This window comes from Citrobacter sp. Cpo069, from assembly GCF_030332785.1.
GTDB classification, from domain to species: domain Bacteria; phylum Pseudomonadota; class Gammaproteobacteria; order Enterobacterales; family Enterobacteriaceae; genus Citrobacter; species Citrobacter portucalensis.
Window position 1 is genome coordinate 40,644 of record NZ_JAOWHD010000061.1, and the last position, 19,699, is coordinate 60,342.

14 protein-coding genes are annotated in these 19,699 nt (G+C 52.9%); 12 read left to right on the forward strand and 2 right to left on the reverse strand.

The genetic code is table 11. The features are described 5' to 3' along the window. The first annotated feature begins 393 nt into the window (after nt 1-393). The 7 genes from OGY08_RS20565 to OGY08_RS20595 all read left to right on the forward strand — a co-directional run bounded on the left by OGY08_RS20565 (nt 394) and on the right by OGY08_RS20595 (nt 7,599). Nucleotides 394-723: a YqcC family protein gene (locus OGY08_RS20565; RefSeq protein WP_003825670.1), complete on the forward strand. Its 330-nt coding sequence runs from the start codon at nt 394-396 to the stop codon at nt 721-723. Continuing rightward, complete coding sequence (truC, locus tag OGY08_RS20570) at nt 723-1,505, forward strand: tRNA pseudouridine(65) synthase TruC (RefSeq protein WP_003825671.1); 783 nt, start codon at nt 723-725, stop codon at nt 1,503-1,505. The genes OGY08_RS20565 and truC overlap by 1 nt, the downstream gene beginning before the upstream one ends. 19 nt (nt 1,506-1,524) lie before the next feature. Then, on the forward strand, nt 1,525-1,974 hold the full coding sequence (locus tag OGY08_RS20575) for a flavodoxin (RefSeq protein ID WP_008785690.1): 450 nt from the start codon (nt 1,525-1,527) through the stop codon (nt 1,972-1,974). Nucleotides 1,975-2,317: 343 nt separating this feature from the next. After that, the gene (gudP, locus tag OGY08_RS20580) at nt 2,318-3,670 is read left to right on the forward strand and encodes a galactarate/glucarate/glycerate transporter GudP (protein ID WP_048225345.1); all 1,353 of its coding nucleotides are present in this window, start codon (nt 2,318-2,320) and stop codon (nt 3,668-3,670) included. Between the two features lie 2 nt (nt 3,671-3,672). Then, nucleotides 3,673-5,013, forward strand: a complete 1,341-nt coding sequence (locus tag OGY08_RS20585; RefSeq protein WP_057068331.1) for an enolase C-terminal domain-like protein — start codon at nt 3,673-3,675, stop codon at nt 5,011-5,013. Between the two features lie 20 nt (nt 5,014-5,033). Continuing rightward, nucleotides 5,034-6,374: a glucarate dehydratase gene (gudD, locus tag OGY08_RS20590; protein ID WP_008785687.1), complete on the forward strand. Its 1,341-nt coding sequence runs from the start codon at nt 5,034-5,036 to the stop codon at nt 6,372-6,374. Nucleotides 6,375-6,456: 82 nt separating this feature from the next. Continuing rightward, a complete protein-coding gene (locus OGY08_RS20595) occupies nt 6,457-7,599 on the forward strand; it encodes a glycerate kinase (RefSeq protein WP_125363212.1) in 1,143 nt (380 codons plus the stop codon). 348 nt (nt 7,600-7,947) lie between these two features. Here the strand turns inward: OGY08_RS20595 and barA are convergent, their stop codons facing one another. Next, the gene (gene barA / locus OGY08_RS20600; RefSeq protein ID WP_241176774.1) at nt 7,948-10,704 is read right to left on the reverse strand and encodes a two-component sensor histidine kinase BarA; all 2,757 of its coding nucleotides are present in this window, start codon (nt 10,702-10,704) and stop codon (nt 7,948-7,950) included. 57 nt (nt 10,705-10,761) lie between these two features. On the opposite strand from barA, the gene rlmD reads away from it, so the two are divergent. From rlmD to eno, 5 genes are all read left to right on the forward strand, one after another. Then, a complete protein-coding gene (gene rlmD, locus OGY08_RS20605; protein WP_286566453.1) occupies nt 10,762-12,060 on the forward strand; it encodes a 23S rRNA (uracil(1939)-C(5))-methyltransferase RlmD in 1,299 nt (432 codons plus the stop codon). A gap of 100 nt (nt 12,061-12,160) precedes the next feature. Then, nucleotides 12,161-14,395 carry a GTP diphosphokinase gene (gene relA / locus OGY08_RS20610; RefSeq protein WP_003825690.1) on the forward strand — a complete coding sequence of 745 codons (2,235 nt, stop codon included), beginning with the start codon at nt 12,161-12,163 and terminating at the stop codon, nt 14,393-14,395. 130 nt (nt 14,396-14,525) lie between these two features. Continuing rightward, a complete protein-coding gene (gene mazG, locus OGY08_RS20615) occupies nt 14,526-15,317 on the forward strand; it encodes a nucleoside triphosphate pyrophosphohydrolase (protein ID WP_003825693.1) in 792 nt (263 codons plus the stop codon). A gap of 350 nt (nt 15,318-15,667) precedes the next feature. Then, nucleotides 15,668-17,305: a glutamine hydrolyzing CTP synthase gene (gene pyrG / locus OGY08_RS20620; protein WP_008785683.1), complete on the forward strand. Its 1,638-nt coding sequence runs from the start codon at nt 15,668-15,670 to the stop codon at nt 17,303-17,305. Nucleotides 17,306-17,392: 87 nt separating this feature from the next. Beyond that, complete coding sequence (eno, locus tag OGY08_RS20625; protein WP_003034129.1) at nt 17,393-18,691, forward strand: phosphopyruvate hydratase; 1,299 nt, start codon at nt 17,393-17,395, stop codon at nt 18,689-18,691. 55 nt (nt 18,692-18,746) lie between these two features. Here the strand turns inward: eno and OGY08_RS20630 are convergent, their stop codons facing one another. After that, a complete protein-coding gene (locus OGY08_RS20630) occupies nt 18,747-19,571 on the reverse strand; it encodes a MurR/RpiR family transcriptional regulator (protein WP_057068337.1) in 825 nt (274 codons plus the stop codon). Nucleotides 19,572-19,699: the final 128 nt, after the last annotated feature.

Genomic DNA, 19,699 nt, shown 5'->3' on the forward strand with positions numbered 1-19,699 from the left:
CATCAGGATGATGGCTCTTCGCCAGGACACACCAGGACGGTGTTGCAAGGACAGGCTTCAGGACGAAGCAAAGAGGAAGACGCTGGATGCGTTAAAGGACACCTCCAGGATGGAGAATGAGAGCCGGTCAGGATGTTCGGCGGGTCTGGATGGCCAGGATACTTCAGGATGAAGTTTTCACATCGGGGTGATGTGAGCAGGATGCAAAAGTTCAGGATGAACACGGTCGCAAGACCACAGGAAAAGTTGTCAAGGATGAGCAGGGAGCACTAAAAGTAGCTGGAATGCTGCGAAACGAACCGGGAGCACTGTTTTTACAGTGCTCCCTTTTTTTATTTCCCTTCACTAGTGCTATTCTTCGCGCCAGATTTTTTCATCATTGAGGTTAATTTCATGACGACTCATGACCGTGTGCGCCAGCAGTTACACGCACTTGAAGCGCTACTGCGTGAACATCATCACTGGCGGATGGATGAGCCAGCAGAGCATCTGTTTACCAGTACGCAGCCTTTTTGTATGGATACCATGGAACCGGTCGAGTGGCTGCAGTGGGTGTTGATTCCCCGTATGCATACGTTGATTGATAACGCGCAGCCGCTTCCGCAGGCTTTTGCCGTCGCACCGTATTACGAAATGGCGCTGGCAGCCGATCACCCGCAACGCGACATTCTTCTGGCGGCATTGCAGGAGCTGGATGCGCTGTTTACAAGTGATAACGCCTGATGCTGGAAATTCTTTATCAGGACGAATGGCTGGTCGCCGTCAATAAACCTTCGGGCTGGTTGGTTCACCGCAGTTGGCTCGACCGGGATGAGAAAGTGGTGGTGATGCAAACGGTGCGCGACCAAATTGGTCAGCACGTATTTACCGCCCATCGACTCGACAGACCAACCTCCGGCGTGCTGCTGATGGGACTGTCCAGCGAAGCCGGACGTTTGCTGTCCCAGCAGTTTGAACATCATCAAATTCAGAAACGCTATCATGCGATTGTGCGTGGCTGGCTGATGGATGATGCCGTGCTGGATTACCCGCTGGTCGAAGAGCTGGATAAGATTGCCGATAAGTTTGCCCGCGATGATAAAGGCCCGCAGCCTGCTGTCACTCATTATCGTGGCCTGGCAACGGTAGAAATGCCGGTAGCGACCGGGCGTTATCCGACTACCCGTTACGGGCTGGTGGAGCTGGACCCTAAAACCGGTCGCAAGCACCAGCTCAGACGCCATCTGGCGCACTTGCGCCATCCGATTATCGGCGACAGCAAGCACGGTGATTTGCGGCAAAATCGCAGCGCCGCAGAGCATTTCGGTTGCCAGCGATTGATGCTGCATGCCAGCCAGCTTGCGCTGACCCATCCTTTCACCGGTGAACCGTTGGTTATTCGCGCCGGACTGGATGACGTCTGGATGCAGGCGTTATCACAGTTTGGCTGGCGTGGACTTCTCCCTGAGAATGAAAGGGTTGAGTTCAGCGGGCTGTCAGGTCAGGATGAGCAGATAGATTCTTAAGTCCCAGGAGATTACGGTTATGGCGGAAATTGGAATTTTTGTCGGCACGATGTACGGAAACGCGCTGCTGGTTGCCGAAGAGGCCGAAGCTATTTTGACGGCGCAGGGTCATAAAGCCACGGTGTTCGAAGATCCGGAGCTTAGCGACTGGCAGGCATATCAGGATAAATATGTGCTGGTAGTGACCTCAACGACCGGGCAGGGCGATCTGCCGGATAGCATCGTACCGCTGTTTCAAGGGATCAAAGATAATCTCGGTTTCCAGCCAAATCTGCATTACGGAGTCATTGCGCTGGGCGACAGTAGCTACGTTAATTTCTGCAATGGCGGCAAACAGTTCGATGCTTTGTTGCAGGAACAAAGCGCCCACCGCGTAGGGGAAATGCTGCTGATTGATGCCAGCGAGCATCCTGAACCGGAAAGCGAATCCAATCCCTGGGTAGAAAACTGGGGAACCTTGCTTAAATAACTCCCTCGCTCGTACGGGCATGCAACCCTCCTTTGAACCGCAAGCCGGGCCAGGCAAAGCCGCCACCCGGCAATAAAACCCCAATTACGTGAACTAACTTCCACTACTTTGGGCTTATGCCCCAAACAACTTCTCACTGTCTCCCTAATGTTGTGTTCATGCACGGTGAGGGCAAGTGGCACTCCTTCATATACTTTTCCCGTCAGTTCCCGGAATGGCAGCGAGTCAGAATAAAACGGCCCTGAGCTGTACCAACACTGCCACACACTAACCTCTCATTCTGATCACCCTACAGGTGCTGTACAGAATGAACTGGCGAAAGCCAGGATTCAGGAGTGCAACAATGAGTTCATTAAGTCAGGCGGCGAGCAGCGCGGAAAAACGCACTAACGCTCGCTACTGGATAGTGGTGATGCTGTTTATCGTCACATCCTTCAACTACGGTGATCGCGCCACCTTATCCATTGCCGGTTCGGAGATGGCCAAAGACATTGGTCTGGATGCGGTAGGGATGGGGTATGTATTCTCCGCTTTCTCATGGGCCTATGTTATCGGCCAGATCCCCGGCGGCTGGTTGCTTGACCGCTTTGGTTCAAAACGCGTTTATTTCTGGTCCATCTTTATTTGGTCCATGTTTACCCTGCTGCAGGGTTTTGTCGATATCTTCAGTGGTTTCGGCATTATCGTTGCGCTGTTTACCCTGCGTTTCCTCGTCGGTTTAGCTGAAGCGCCCTCCTTCCCCGGCAACAGTCGTATTGTGGCGGCGTGGTTCCCGGCACAGGAAAGGGGCACGGCGGTCGCTATCTTTAACTCTGCGCAATACTTTGCCACCGTTATCTTCGCGCCAATCATGGGTTGGCTGACCCACGAAGTGGGTTGGTCGCACGTGTTCTTCTTTATGGGCGGTCTTGGGATTGTTATCAGCTTCGTCTGGCTGAAGGTGATTCATGAACCGAACCAGCACCCGGGCGTAAACCAAAAAGAGCTGGATTACATTGCCGAAGGTGGGGCGCTGATCAACATGGATCAGGCGGCAGCCAAAACCAAAGTGCCGTTTAGCGTGAAGTGGGGGCAAATCAAACAGCTGCTGGGTTCACGGATGATGATCGGGATTTACATCGGCCAATACTGCATTAACGCGCTGACCTACTTCTTTATCACCTGGTTCCCGGTTTATCTGGTGCAGGCTCGCGGTATGTCGATTTTGAAAGCTGGCTTTGTTGCTTCGGTTCCGGCCATTTGCGGATTCGCCGGCGGCGTGCTCGGCGGCATTATTTCCGACTGGCTGATGCGCCGTACCGGTTCGCTGAATATCGCCCGTAAAACGCCAATCGTACTCGGTATGCTGCTGTCGATGGTGATGGTGTTCTGTAACTACGTCAATGTGGAGTGGATGATCATCGGCTTTATGGCGCTGGCCTTCTTCGGCAAAGGTATCGGTGCGCTGGGATGGGCAGTGATGGCTGATACCGCACCTAAAGAGATCAGCGGTCTGAGCGGCGGTTTGTTCAACATGTTTGGCAACATCTCCGGCATCGTCACGCCAATTGCTATCGGCTACATCGTCGGGACTACCGGCTCGTTTAACGGCGCGTTGATTTACGTCGGGGTACATGCGCTGATTGCGGTGGTGAGCTATCTGGTGCTGGTGGGCGATATTAAACGTATCGAACTGAAACCTGTCGCAGGACAATGATGATGACAACACAATCGAGTCCCGTTATTACCGATATGAAGGTCATCCCGGTGGCCGGTCATGACAGCATGCTGCTCAATATTGGCGGCGCGCATAACGCATACTTTACTCGTAATATCGTGGTGCTCACCGATAATGCCGGAAACACCGGTATCGGTGAAGCGCCAGGTGGCGAAGTGATTTATCAGACGCTGGTGGATGCGATTCCGCAGGTGCTGGGCCAGGAAGTGGCGCGCCTGAATAAGGTGGTGCAGCAGGTGCATAAGGGCAACCAGGCCGCTGATTTTGACACCTTTGGCAAAGGCGCCTGGACCTTTGAACTACGGGTCAATGCGGTAGCGGCGCTGGAAGCCGCATTGCTCGACCTGCTGGGTAAGGCGCTGAACGTGCCGGTTTGTGAACTGTTAGGGCCGGGCAAGCAGCGCGATGCGGTCACCGTACTCGGTTATCTGTTCTACGTGGGCGATCGCACAAAGACCGATTTACCGTATCTGGAAAGTACGTCGGGAAACCATGAGTGGTATCACCTGCGTCATCAGCAAGCGATGAACAGTGAGGCAGTGGTACGTCTGGCTCAGGCTTCGCAGGATCGCTACGGCTTTAAAGATTTCAAACTCAAAGGCGGTGTACTGCCTGGCGAGCAGGAAATCGACACCGCTCGTGCGCTGAAAAAATGCTTCCCGGATGCGCGTATTACGGTTGATCCCAACGGTGCCTGGCTGCTGGATGAAGCCATCTCCCTGTGTAAAGGGCTGAACGATGTTCTGACCTACGCCGAAGATCCATGCGGCGCTGAACAGGGTTTTTCTGGCCGTGAAGTGATGGCCGAGTTCCGCCGTGCAACCGGTCTGCCGGTAGCAACGAACATGATAGCTACCAACTGGCGTGAAATGGGCCATGCGGTGATGCTGAATTCAGTAGATATTCCGCTGGCCGATCCGCACTTCTGGACCCTTTCTGGCGCGGTACGCGTGGCACAGTTATGCGACGACTGGGGCCTGACCTGGGGCTGCCATTCTAACAATCATTTTGATATTTCCCTGGCGATGTTCACCCACGTTGGTGCGGCAGCACCGGGTAATCCAACGGCTATTGATACCCACTGGATCTGGCAGGAGGGCGATTGCCGCCTGACCAAAAATCCGCTGGAGATTAAAAACGGAAAAATTGCGGTACCCGATGCGCCCGGTCTGGGCGTGGAACTGGACTGGGATCAGGTACAGAAAGCACATGAAGCCTATAAGGCGCTGCCCGGTGGCGCGCGTAATGACGCAGGCCCAATGCAGTATCTGATCCCCGGATGGACTTTTGACCGTAAACGTCCCGTTTTCGGCCGCCACTAATTTTGAATAAGGACTTAATTATGAGCGCACAATTTTCTACCCCATTGGTTACCTCTATGCAGGTTATTCCGGTTGCGGGTCATGACAGCATGTTGATGAACCTGAGCGGCGCACATGCTCCGTTCTTCACGCGCAATATTGTGATTATTAAAGATAACTCCGGTCATACCGGCGTGGGTGAAATTCCCGGCGGCGAAAAAATCCGCAAAACGCTGGAAGATGCGATCCCACTGGTGGTAGGCAAAACGTTAGGTGAATACAAAAATGTGCTGAATGCAGTACGCAATACTTTTGCCGATCGTGATGCGGGCGGTCGCGGTTTGCAGACCTTCGATTTACGTACCACTATTCATGTGGTTACAGGGATCGAAGCGGCCATGTTGGATCTGTTAGGTCAGCATCTGGGCGTAAACGTCGCCTCTTTGCTGGGGGATGGCCAGCAGCGTAGCGAAGTTGAAATGTTGGGTTATCTGTTCTTCGTGGGTAACCGTAAGGCAACGCCGCTGCCGTACCAGAGTCAGCCGGATGATAAATGCGACTGGTATCGTCTGCGTCATGAAGAAGCGATGACCCCGGATGCGGTAGTGCGCCTGGCGGAAGCCGCGTATGAGAAGTATGGTTTCAACGACTTTAAACTGAAAGGCGGCGTACTGGCCGGGGAAGAAGAAGCGGAATCTATTGTCGCGCTAGCGAAACGCTTTCCGCAGGCCCGCGTCACGCTGGATCCGAACGGCGCGTGGTCGCTAAATGAAGCGATTAAGATCGGCAAATATCTGAAGGGTTCTCTGGCCTATGCGGAAGATCCGTGCGGTGCCGAGCAGGGCTTCTCTGGTCGTGAAGTGATGGCGGAGTTCCGCCGCGCCACCGGTCTGCCGACCGCCACCAACATGATCGCCACCGACTGGCGTCAGATGGGGCATACACTGTCGTTGCAGTCTGTGGATATCCCACTGGCGGACCCGCACTTCTGGACTATGCAGGGTTCTGTCCGTGTGGCGCAGATGTGCCATGAGTTCGGGCTGACCTGGGGATCGCACTCTAACAACCACTTTGATATTTCGCTGGCGATGTTTACGCATGTTGCGGCGGCGGCTCCAGGAAAAATTACCGCTATCGACACCCACTGGATCTGGCAGGAAGGCAACCAGCGCTTGACCAAAGAGCCGTTTGAAATCAAAGGCGGCATGGTGCAGGTTCCGGCAAAACCGGGTCTGGGCGTGGAGCTGGATATGGATCAGGTCATGAAAGCGCATGAGCTGTACCAGCAACATGGACTGGGTGCGCGTGATGATGCGATGGGTATGCAGTATCTTATCCCGAACTGGACGTTTGATAATAAGCGTCCGTGCATGGTTCGCTAAGTGATCCAGGACCGCTCCTATAGAGTGAGCGGTTTTGCTCCTGGTGTATGCTTAACATAATCAACATGCGTAAGGATGCTTTATGAAAATAGTAATCGCACCCGATTCCTATAAGGAAAGTTTGAGTGCGCTTGAGGTGGCAACGGCTATAGAGCTGGGGTTTCGTGAGATCTGGCCCGATGCGGATTACGTGAAGATTCCGGTTGCAGATGGCGGTGAAGGAACGGTCGAAGCGATGGTTGCCGCAACGCAAGGTCACCTTGTGCATGTTGATGTTACCGGCCCTTTGGGCAACACAATTCAGGCATTTTATGGTTTATCTGGTGATGAGCGCTCGGCGTTTATCGAAATGGCGGCCGCCAGCGGACTGGAACAGGTTCCTGTGGGTTTACGCGATCCGCTGAAAACGACATCCTGGGGAACCGGGGAGTTAATCCGTCATGCGCTGGACGCTGGCGTTGAGCATATCATTATTGGGATTGGCGGTAGCGCCACCAATGATGGCGGTGCCGGGATGGTGCAAGCGCTGGGAGCAAAACTGCTGGATGCGCAAAATAACGAAATTGCGCAAGGCGGAATCGGTCTGGAATCTCTGTCCCGGATTGATATTTCTCAGTTAGACAGCCGTCTTACCGGGTGCCGTATAGAAGTTGCTTGCGATGTGACCAACCCGTTGACAGGAAAAGAGGGCGCATCTGCGGTTTTTGGTCCGCAAAAAGGGGCTACGCCGGAGATGATTACCCGCCTGGATCGGGCGCTCACGCACTATGCGCGACTTATTGCCCGCGATCTGGACGTCAACGTGCTGGATCTGGCCGGTGGTGGTGCGGCGGGTGGTATGGGGGCGGCGCTGTATGCGTTTTGCGGCGCACAGTTACGCTGCGGTATTGAGATAGTGACCGATGCGTTACACCTTGATGCCTGCGTTGCGGATGCGGATTTAGTGGTCACAGGTGAAGGGCGCATTGATAGTCAGACCATTCACGGTAAGGTTCCGGTTGGCGTGGCGAAGGTCGCAAAGCGTTACAACAAGCCGGTTATCGGTATCGCAGGTAGCCTGACGGCGGATGTCGGTGTGGTCCATGAGCATGGGCTGGATGCGGTTTTCAGCGTCATCTACTCCATTTGTACCCTGGATGAGGCGCTGAAGAACGCGAGCGACAACGTACGAATGACGGCGCGAAACGTAGCCGCAACGCTCAAAGCAGGGCAGCAATTACGCTGAATTGTTAGCCGCATTCGTCGATGTGCCCGATGCGCGACGCTTATCGGGCCTACGGCAAACAGCGAAACCTGTAGGCCGGATAAGGCGTTTACTGCCCGATGCGCGACGCTTATCGGGCCTACGGCAAACAGCGAAGCCTGTAGGCTGGATAAGGCGTTTACGCCGCATCCGGCGATGTGCCCGATGCACGACGCTTATCGGCTCTACGGTAAACAGCGAAACCTGTAGGCCGGATAAGGCGTTTACGCCGCATCCGGCGATGTGCCCGATGCGCGACGCTTATCGGCTCTACGGTAAACAGTGAAACCTGTAGGCCGGATAAGGCGTTTACGCCGCATCCGGCGAATATCACCCCAATATCCGTTTCGCTTCGCGCGCAACGTTGTCCATTTCATCCAGAAGCTCTAAAAATTCAGGTTCCAGCTCTTCTTCTTTGGTTCCACTGCGTAGCTGTTGTTCAATGAGCTGACACAGGTTTTTCATGCGGGGGACACCACTATAGCCGCAACTGCCGTGCAGCTTGTGAATCATATCCACCAGCCCTTCGGGGTTCTCTCCGACCAGTTGCTCTTCGATTTTGTTACGCACCTCAGGCAGAAAATCGATCAGCATTTGCAGCATATCCCGTGCCAAATCGTTCTTACCCGCGGCTTGCCTTAATGCCAGTTGCCAGTCGAGCGTCGTGTTCGGATTGACGACCGGCTCAAGAGGTTCTGCGGTGAGCGCCCGCATCGATGTGCTTGCGCCCGGTTTGTAACGTAACAGCAGATTATGCAGCTTATCTTCCTCGATAGGCTTCGCCAGGTAATCGTTCATCCCGGCGCTGAGCAGCTTCTCTTTCTGCCCGGCCATGGCGTGTGCGGTGACCGCAATGACCGGTGTCTGCTGTTGATGAGGAAGCTGGTGGATCAGTTCGCAGGCACGAATGCCGTCCATGTCTGGCATCTGAATATCCATCAGGATCAGGTCAAACGGCATTTGTCTGGCGCGATCCACCGCCTGATGCCCGCTGTCACAGAGCACGACGTGCTGGACCTTGTCTTCCAGCAGTGCGCCAATCAGCTTGAGGTTCGCCGGGTTGTCGTCTACCGCCATGACGGTCATTGCGATTTTGCTCTCGTCTAACAGCAGCGGATCCGCGCTGTGGTTTAGCTGACAATACTCTGTCAGCGCAGGCAGTAAGCGGGTTGAGGTGAGAGGTTTCAACAGACACGCCGCCGCGCCGCCCTGTTTCAATTTCTCAGCGTTAATTTGTGCATGACAAGGCAAGGCTAGCAACAGGAAGTCGGTCATCGCTGCTGCGCTTGCCAGCCGCTCATGCTGCATGGTGAGTGGTTCGCGCAAAGTGACCGGAATGCCCAGCAACAGAATGTCGTAGTGCTCCGCTGGCAACCCGGAGAACGAAGGGCTGTAAATCACCTCCAGCGGTGTTTCACTCAAGATATCTAACGTGCATTGCGCGGCGGTGGCGTTAGGTTCGACGTAGGCCAGTCGTTTACCGGCAAGGCATCGGGTTGTCGAACGATCAATAAGCACGTTAGGGTTGAGATCGAGGCTGATATGGAACCAGAACGTGGAACCCCGATTAGGTTGGCTGTGGAAGGAGATATCCCCACCCATTTCGTTGACCAGTTTTTGCGTAATGACCAGACCTAGCCCGGTTCCGCCATGACGCCGGGAAATACTGGCATCCGCCTGACGGAAAGCCTGGAACAGACGGGATTGATCGCGCTCAGGAATACCGATCCCGGTATCGCGGATTTGTACTTCAATTTGCACTTTCGTGTTACTAAGGGCTCGCTTCTCGACCAGAATGTCGATGTTACCGCCTTCGGTAAATTTGATGGCATTGCCGACCAGATTGGTGATCACCTGCTGTAAACGCAGCGGGTCACCGATGACGTTGTCCGGTACGTCATTCTTAATATTCAGCGTCAGCTCAAGCCCTTTATCATGGGATGAATGCGCTAACAGCGTAACAACGTCATCCAGCGTGCTGCGCAGCGGGAACGGAATGCTTTCCAGAATCAGCTTGCCCGCCTCAAGTTTGGAGAAGTCGAGTACATCATTGATGATGGCCAGCAGATTGTTAGCCGAGCGTTCAATGGTATTCAGGTGATCGCGCTGTGTGGTGTTGAGCTCGGTTTTTAGCGTCAGACGGGTGAAGCCAATCACGCCATTCAGCGGTGTTCGCAGCTCGTGGGACATGTTTGCCAGAAACTCAGACTTAATACGTGCCGCTTCCTGGGCGCGTTTCTTCGCCAGATCCAGCTCGACGTTCTGGATTTCCATCTGCTCCAGCGTTTCGCGCAGGTCAGAGGTGGCCTGATCGATGTTGTGCTGCATCTCTTCATGGTAGGCCGCGAGAGACATCGCCATCGAGTTGATACCATTTTTGAGCATATCCAGCTCGCCCAGCATGAAACCTTCCACGCGGCTGTCGAGCTGTCCCCTACGTATTCGGTCAACGGTATTCACCATATTGCGAATCGGGCCGGTCACGTCGCGCATCAGACGCCAGCCGAAAATTAACGCAATACCAATACAAAACAGCATCATTACGCTGGAGATAAAGATCTCTTTGTACTGCTGCAATCGTACGGACTTAAGGTCCAGCTCAAGCGCCACATACCCCAGCATATTTTTGGTGTTTTTGGCGTCGCTTACGGCGGATTCATCCGGTGAATAGCTTTCCGATATAATAGGGGTTCGTAGGATCATGATATCCCCGTGCCGGGTGACGCTCAGCTTCCGGGGAAACGGTGAACCTGTCGCCAACTGCATTTCAGACGGATCGAGATGAAAATTAGAGGTGACGAATAGTCGGTTATTTTCGTCATAAACAGAAATTGCCCGCACGATATCGGAATGGCGACGATGCAGTACGCTGATAAGCTGGCCGATGGATTCCCTGTTTTGCAGGTTCATGCCATATTCGCTGGAGACCGCGAGTGGTTCAATGATGCTGGCACCAGCATCTTCCAGTTGACGCTGCAAGTCGTTATAGCGATGCACAACAAAAAAGATACTGAGCAACAAACCTATCAGGACGGTCGGGGCCAGGATCAGAATCATCATGCGTGCGCGCAGGCTGTAGTTGGTCATGGAGTTCCGTTATGGGACAATTAAGGTCACACTGTTAAATAGAGAAATATCTCGTCGATGGCGCAATTCTACTCTGCAAAACGACGCGTGACGACGCGTCAGATCATAACCGTTACCGTCAATGACCTTGATCCTTTTGGTCAGGGCGTCGCTCGCCATAACGGAAAGGCGTTGTTTATACCGGAATTGCTACCCCAGGAAAGCGCCGAGGTGGTGATTACCGAAGATAAAAAACAGTTTGCCCGCGCGCAAGTAAAACGACGTTTAAACGACAGCCCACAGCGTGAAGTGCCACGTTGCCCGCATTTTGGCGTGTGCGGCGGTTGCCAGCAGCAGCATGCCAGCATCTCATTGCAGCAGCGTAGCAAAAGCGCGGCGTTGTCGCGTTTAATGAAATGTGAGGTGTCGGATGTTATAGCTGATGCCCCGTGGGGCTATCGTCGTCGCGCACGTTTGAGTCTGAACTATCGGCCAAAAGAACAAAAATTGCAGATGGGGTTTCGCAAATCCGGTTCCAGCGACATTATCGATGTCAAACAATGCCCTATTTTGGTGCCCCAGATTGAGGCGTTATTGCCCCATCTCAGAGCGTGTCTGGAAAGTCTGCAAGGGTTACGCCATCTTGGCCATGTCGAACTGGTGCAGGCGGGAAGCGGAACCCTGATGATTTTGCGCCACACGGCGCCATTGAGTGCTGCGGAAAAAGAAAAACTGGAATGCTTTTCGCATTCTCAGGGGCTGTCTTTGTTTCTGGCCCCGCAAAGCGAGATACTGGAATCAATATCAGAAGAATCGCCTTGGTATGATTCAAATGGACTACGGTTAACCTTCAGCCCGCGCGATTTTATTCAGGTCAATGAAGGGGTAAACCAACAAATGGTCGCCCGTGCGCTGGAATGGCTCGATGTGCAACCTGAAGATCGTGTACTCGATCTGTTCTGTGGAATGGGAAATTTTACCCTACCGCTGGCAACTCGGGCAGCAAGCGTGGTTGGCGTGGAAGGTGTTCCTGCGTTGGTGGAAAAAGGCCGAGAAAACGCGCTGAATAACGGATTACACAATGTGACATTCTTTCATGAAAACCTTGAGGAAGATGTTACCCGACAGCCGTGGGCGAAAAACGGATTCGACAAAGTATTGCTTGATCCTGCGCGTGCGGGGGCTGCAGGTGTGATGCAACATATTATAAAATTAGAACCTATACGCGTTGTTTATGTATCCTGTAACCCAGCAACGCTGGCTCGTGACAGCGATGCTTTGCTCAACGCTGGATACGCCATACGGCGACTGGCGATGCTCGATATGTTTCCGCACACTGGACACCTGGAATCAATGGTCCTGTTTGAGCGTTTGTGATGAATTTTGTACCCATTGGATTTCGGGTTGTAATGCAGCATGAAAGACAATGGGTAGGGCTTGTCGACTTCGACAGGCCTGGCCCCTTAAGGAGAGGACAATGGTTGCGGTAAGAAGTGCACATATAAATAAAGCTGGTGAGTTTGATCCAAAGAAATGGATCGCGAGTCTGGGGATCTCCAGCCAGCAGTCGTGTGAACGCTTAGCCGAAACCTGGGCGTACTGCCTCCAGCAGACACAGGGGCATCCGGATGCGGATCTGCTGCTGTGGCGTGGCGTGGAGATGGTAGAAATTCTCTCTATGTTGAGCATGGATATCGACACGCTGCGTGCAGCAATGCTGTTCCCTCTGGCTGATGCCAACGTGGTCAGTGAAGACATCCTGCGCGAGAGCGTGGGCAAATCCATTGTTCATCTTATCCACGGTGTGCGTGATATGGCGGCGATACGCCAGCTTAAAGCCACGCATACCGATTCAGTTTCTTCCGAGCAGGTCGATAACGTCCGTCGCATGCTGCTGGCAATGGTGGATGACTTCCGCTGTGTGGTCATCAAGCTGGCAGAGCGGATTGCCCATCTGCGTGAAGTGAAAGATGCGCCGGAAGATGAACGTGTTCTGGCGGCGAAAGAGTGCACCAATATCTATGCACCGCTGGCCAACCGTTTGGGAATCGGGCAATTAAAATGGGAGCTGGAAGATTATTGCTTCCGTTATCTGCACCCGGCTGAATACAAACGCATTGCCAAGCTGCTGCATGAACGTCGTATCGACAGGGAACATTACATTGATGAGTTCGTCGGTCATTTGCGCTCAGAGATGAAAACGGAAGGCGTCAAAGCCGAAGTGTATGGACGTCCGAAGCATATCTACAGCATCTGGCGCAAAATGCAGAAAAAGCAGTTGGCCTTCGATGAACTGTTCGATGTACGCGCAGTGCGTATCGTGGCAGAGCGTTTACAGGACTGCTATGCCGCACTCGGGATAGTACATACTCACTATCGCCATCTGCCGGATGAGTTCGATGATTACGTTGCTAATCCGAAACCCAATGGCTACCAGTCAATCCATACGGTTGTACTGGGGCCGGGCGGGAAAACCATCGAAATTCAGATCCGTACAAAACAGATGCACGAAGATGCCGAACTGGGCGTCGCGGCGCACTGGAAGTACAAAGAGGGCACCGCTTCAGGCGCGGCGCGTTCTGGTCATGAAGATCGCATTGCGTGGCTGCGTAAGCTGATCGCCTGGCAGGAAGAGATGGCGGATTCCGGTGAAATGCTGGATGAAGTCCGTAGCCAGGTCTTTGATGACCGCGTGTACGTCTTTACGCCAAAAGGCGACGTTGTGGACTTACCTGCGGGCTCCACGCCGCTCGATTTTGCTTACCACATTCATAGCGATGTGGGGCATCGATGCATTGGCGCGAAAATTGGCGGGCGCATCGTACCGTTTACCTACCAGCTGCAGATGGGCGATCAAATTGAAATTATCACCCAGAAACAGCCAAACCCAAGCCGCGACTGGCTGAATCCTAACCTTGGCTACGTAACCACCAGTCGTGGGCGTTCGAAGATCCACGCCTGGTTCCGTAAACAGGACCGCGACAAAAACATCCTTGCTGGTCGCCAGATCCTCGACGATGAGCTGGCGCATTTAGGTATCAGCCTGAAAGAGGCGGAAAAACACCTGCTGCCGCGCTACAGCTTCAATGAGCTGGACGAGTTGCTGGCGGCGATTGGTGGGGGAGACATCCGCCTCAACCAAATGGTGAACTTCCTGCAGGCACAGTTTAATAAGCCCAGTGCTGCCGAACAGGATGCCGCCGCGCTGAAACAGCTTCAGCAGAAAACGCAGGCACCGCAGAGTCGTCGTAAAGACGACGGTCGTGTGGTGGTGGAAGGGGTAGGTAACCTGATGCACCACATCGCCCGCTGCTGCCAGCCGATTCCAGGCGATGAGATTGTCGGATTTATTACCCAGGGACGCGGTATTTCCGTGCACCGGGCGGATTGTGAACAGCTGGCTGAGCTGCGCTCCCATGCGCCGGAACGTATTGTTGATGCGGTCTGGGGCGAAAGCTACTCGGCAGGATATTCGCTGGTGGTTCGCGTCCAGGCCAACGATCGCAGCGGCTTGTTACGTGATATCACCACGATTCTCGCCAACGAGAAGGTGAACGTGCTGGGAGTTGCCAGCCGAAGTGATACCAAACAACAGCTGGCCACCATCGATATGACCATCGAAATTTATAACCTGCAGGTGCTCGGGCGCGTGCTCGGCAAGCTGAACCAGGTACCGGATGTGATCGACGCACGTCGCTTGCACGGTAATTAATGATTTTGTAGGCCGGATAACCTTGTAGGCCTGATAAGACGCGTTAGCGTTGCCATCAGGCATTGCTATGTTGCCGGATGTCGGCTATCGCCTTATCCGGTCTACTGTATTGAAATTTCAGGATATCCCAATGAATCAAATCGACCGACTGCTCGGTATTATGCAGCGCCTGCGCGACCCGGAAAACGGCTGTCCGTGGGACAAAGAGCAGACATTCTCCACTATTGCCCCATACACCCTCGAAGAAACCTATGAAGTGCTGGACGCGATTGCGCGTGAAGATTTTGACGACCTGCGCGGAGAGCTGGGCGACCTGCTGTTCCAGGTGGTGTTTTACGCCCAGATGGCGCAGGAAGAAGGGCGCTTCAACTTCGATGATATTTGTGCTGCGATAAGCGATAAACTTGAACGCCGTCATCCACATGTTTTTGCTGATGTTTCTGCCAGTAACAGTACTGAGGTTTTGACCCGTTGGGAAAAAATCAAAAGTGAAGAACGCGCCCAGAAGGCACAGCATTCCGCACTCGACGATATTCCCCGCAGTTTACCGGCATTAATGCGCGCCCAAAAAATCCAGAAACGCTGCTCAAATGTTGGCTTCGACTGGAAAACGTTAGGACCGGTTGTCGACAAGGTTTACGAAGAGATCGACGAAGTCATGTTTGAGGCTAAGCAGGCTGTTGTTGACCAGGCTAAACTGGAGGAGGAAATGGGCGATCTGCTATTTGCTACGGTTAATATGGCCCGGCATTTAGGCACCAAAGCAGAGACCGCATTGCAGAAAGCGAACGAGAAGTTTGAGCGGCGTTTTCGTGAAGTTGAGCGAATTGTGGCTTCGCGCGGTCTGGAAATGACTGGTGTTGATCTGGAAACTATGGAAGAAGTCTGGCAACAGGTAAAACGGCAGGAAATTGATCTCTAAGGGATTTCATCGGTCAAGGGCGATTTGTGTGATTTTTTAAATAACAAGCGCTTGATTTACGTCAAAAACATTTACCCAAAAGAGGCTATTTTCTCTTCCCGTTATGTTGATGAAACACCTTGTATACTGCCTCTTCGAGTTATTCGAGTCGCAACAAGGCGGCGACTGAAAGAATCCCCAGGAACATAGAAATGCTATGTGACTGGGGTGAGTGAAGGAAGCCAACACCGGTGCGGCTTGAAGAACGAAGGAGAGGGGATAATGAAAGTTTGTGGCGCTCGTCATGTTCGGGTATACTACTTTCCCGTCTTGGTAATTCCATCGTTTCACCCTAACTTCTCAGGTCCAGCATGACAACGAACTATATTTTTGTGACCGGCGGGGTCGTATCCTCTCTGGGAAAAGGCATTGCCGCAGCCTCCCTGGCAGCCATTCTTGAAGCCCGTGGCCTCAATGTAACCATGATGAAACTGGATCCGTACATCAACGTCGATCCAGGTACTATGAGCCCAATCCAACACGGGGAAGTGTTCGTTACCGAAGACGGCGCTGAAACCGACCTGGACCTGGGTCACTATGAGCGTTTCATTCGTACCAAAATGAGCCGCCGCAACAACTTCACTACGGGTCGTATCTACTCCGACGTTCTGCGTAAAGAGCGCCGTGGCGACTACCTGGGCGCAACAGTTCAGGTTATCCCGCACATCACGAATGCCATTAAAGAGCGCGTTCTGGAAGGCGGTGAAGGTCATGATGTTGTTCTGGTCGAAATCGGCGGAACCGTTGGGGATATCGAATCTCTGCCGTTCCTTGAAGCGATTCGCCAGATGGCCGTAGAAATTGGCCGTGAGCACACGCTGTTTATGCATCTGACGCTGGTTCCGTACATGGCGGCGGCTGGTGAAGTCAAAACTAAACCGACTCAGCACTCTGTAAAAGAGCTGCTTTCTATCGGTATTCAGCCAGATATCCTGATTTGCCGCTCCGATCGCGCAGTTCCGGCTAATGAACGTGCAAAAATTGCATTGTTCTGTAACGTTCCGGAAAAAGCGGTGATTTCTCTGAAAGATGTCGATTCCATCTATAAAATCCCGGGCCTGTTGAAATCTCAGGGCCTTGACGATTATATTTGTAAACGATTCAGCTTGAACTGTCCGGAAGCTAATCTGTCAGAATGGGAACAGGTTATTTACGAAGAAGCGAATCCGGCAGGCGAAGTGACTATCGGTATGGTCGGCAAGTACATTGAACTGCCGGATGCCTATAAGTCAGTTATCGAAGCGCTGAAGCACGGTGGTCTGAAGAATCGTGTCACCGTCAACATCAAGCTGATCGATTCGCAAGATGTCGAAACGCGTGGCGTTGAGATCCTGAAAGGTCTTGATGCAATCCTGATCCCAGGCGGCTTCGGCTACCGTGGTGTTGAAGGTAAAATCGCGACGGCGCGCTTTGCGCGTGAGAACAATATTCCTTATCTGGGCATTTGCCTGGGTATGCAGGTTGCGTTGATTGAGTTTGCACGTAACGTAGTGGGTATGGATAACGCCAACTCCACGGAATTTGTGCCAGACTGTAAGTACCCGGTGGTGGCCCTGATTACCGAATGGCGCGATGAAGACGGCAACGTCGAAATCCGTACCGAGAAGAGCGATCTGGGCGGCACAATGCGCCTTGGCGCGCAGCAGTGTCAGTTGAGCGACGATAGCCTGGTTCGTCAACTGTACGGCGCGCCGACAATTGTTGAACGCCATCGCCACCGTTACGAAGTCAACAATATGCTGTTGAAACAGATTGAAGCTGCGGGTCTGCGTATTGCAGGCCGTTCCGGTGATGATCAGTTGGTCGAGATCATTGAGGTACCGAATCATCCGTGGTTCGTGGCCTGTCAGTTCCACCCGGAATTTACTTCCACGCCACGTGATGGGCACCCGCTGTTTGCCGGCTTTGTGAAAGCCGCCAGTGAACATCAGAAGCGTCAGGCGAAGTAAGAAGTAAATAAGTTAGAACGGCAATGCACCCATTAGGGTGCATTGTTTGTCTGGAGTTTTAGTTTAACTTGTACTGAGGAAAATCTAATGTCCAAAATCGTTAAAATCATCGGTCGTGAAATCATCGACTCCCGTGGTAACCCGACTGTTGAAGCCGAAGTACACCTGGAAGGTGGTTTCGTTGGTATGGCAGCAGCTCCGTCAGGTGCTTCTACTGGTTCCCGCGAAGCACTGGAACTGCGCGATGGCGACAAATCCCGTTTCATGGGTAAAGGCGTACTGAAAGCTGTTGCAGCTGTTAACGGCCCAATTGCTCAGGCTCTGCTGGGTAAAGATGCTAAAGATCAGGCTGGCATCGACAAGATCATGATCGATCTGGACGGTACTGAAAACAAATCCAACTTCGGTGCAAACGCCATCCTGGCTGTGTCCCTGGCGAACGCCAAAGCAGCAGCAGCTGCAAAAGGCCTGCCGCTGTATGCACACATCGCTGAACTGAACGGTACTCCGGGTAAATACTCCATGCCGGTTCCGATGATGAACATCATCAACGGTGGTGAGCACGCTGACAACAACGTCGACATCCAGGAATTCATGATTCAGCCGGTTGGCGCTAAGACTCTGAAAGAAGCCGTTCGTATGGGTTCTGAAGTGTTCCACAACCTGGCTAAAGTTCTGAAAGCTAAAGGTATGAACACTGCAGTTGGTGACGAAGGTGGCTACGCGCCGAACCTGGGTTCCAACGCTGAAGCTCTGGCTGTAATCGCTGAAGCGGTTAAAGCAGCTGGCTACGAGCTGGGCAAAGACATCACCCTGGCGATGGACTGTGCAGCTTCTGAATTCTACAAAGACGGTAAATACGTTCTGGCTGGCGAAGGCAACAAAGCATTCACCTCCGAAGAATTCACTCACTTCCTGGAAGAACTGACCAAACAGTACCCGATCGTATCCATCGAAGATGGTCTGGACGAGTCTGACTGGGACGGTTTCGCATACCAGACTAAAGTACTGGGCGACAAAATCCAGCTGGTTGGTGACGATCTGTTCGTAACTAACACCAAGATCCTGAAAGAAGGCATCGAAAAAGGCATCGTTAACTCCATCCTGATCAAATTCAACCAGATCGGTTCTCTGACCGAAACTCTGGCTGCGATCAAAATGGCGAAAGACGCTGGCTACACCGCTGTCATCTCTCACCGCTCTGGCGAAACTGAAGACGCTACCATCGCTGACCTGGCTGTTGGTACTGCTGCAGGCCAGATCAAAACTGGTTCTATGAGCCGTTCTGACCGCGTTGCTAAGTACAACCAGCTGATTCGTATCGAAGAAGCTCTGGGTGAACAAGCACCGTACAACGGTCGTAAAGAGATCAAAGGTCAGGCGTAATCCTGTTCTTTAACTCTTAACGTAAAAACCCGCTGCGGCGGGTTTTTTTATGCTCTTAAAGCAGTAGAGGAAGGGTCGCGCTGGCGGTTTGCTGGCTCACATTACTGTACTTTTCATCCAGAGCAATCAGCGACGTAGTCAGTAGTTCTACCAACAGCATCACTCCCACCTTGGCGTTTAGCGCGCCAGCACTCAACGGACCTTCTGGTTTGGCTGCGACCAGTTGAATATCGCTCAGCGAAGCCAACGGGCTGCGCGGCGTATTACTTAACGCCAGTACGCGCACGCCTTGCTTACGCGCCAGTTTAACGACATGCAGTAGATCGCGCGTCGAGCCTGAACTGGAAATCGCTACCACCAGCGTGTCTTTGTTAAGCGTTGCGGCGTTCATGGCTGCACGATGCATGTCACTGAACAATTGTGCAGGTTTGCCGAGGCGCAGGAGTTTGTAATGTAAATACTCACCCAGAATAGCGCTGGCCGCTACGCCATAAATCTGTACCGACTGGGCCTGATGCAGCGCCAAAGCGGCGGATTCCAGTAATGTCCTGTCGAGTAATTTTGCTGTGTCCTGCAGCGCTTGTACGGATTCATTGACCACATTGTCAATCTCATCTCCGCTGTGCTCTACCGGCTGTCCTTGCTGGAGATCGAGTGCCAGCGCCATTTTGAATTCGTTATAACCCTTACACCCTAGTGCGCGGCACAGACGTGTGACGCTCGCCTCGCTGGTGTCGCTTTCACGCGCCAGTTCGGTAATCGTCAGGTAGACAACTTTTGCCGGATCGCTGAGCACAAACTCTCCCAGCTTCTGCTGTGTTCGGCTATATCCGTCAACGCCCTGGCGCAATCTCAGCAGCAGGTTTTCATTTTCTGACATGCAAAATCCTTAATGCGTTTCTCTGTTGATAGTGTGGCGGAAAGCAGGGGAGAGATGCCAGTCATTTTAAAAAAGTATGATCGGCTTCCTGGATTTTGATGATAATTTTCATTTTATAAATTAAATGT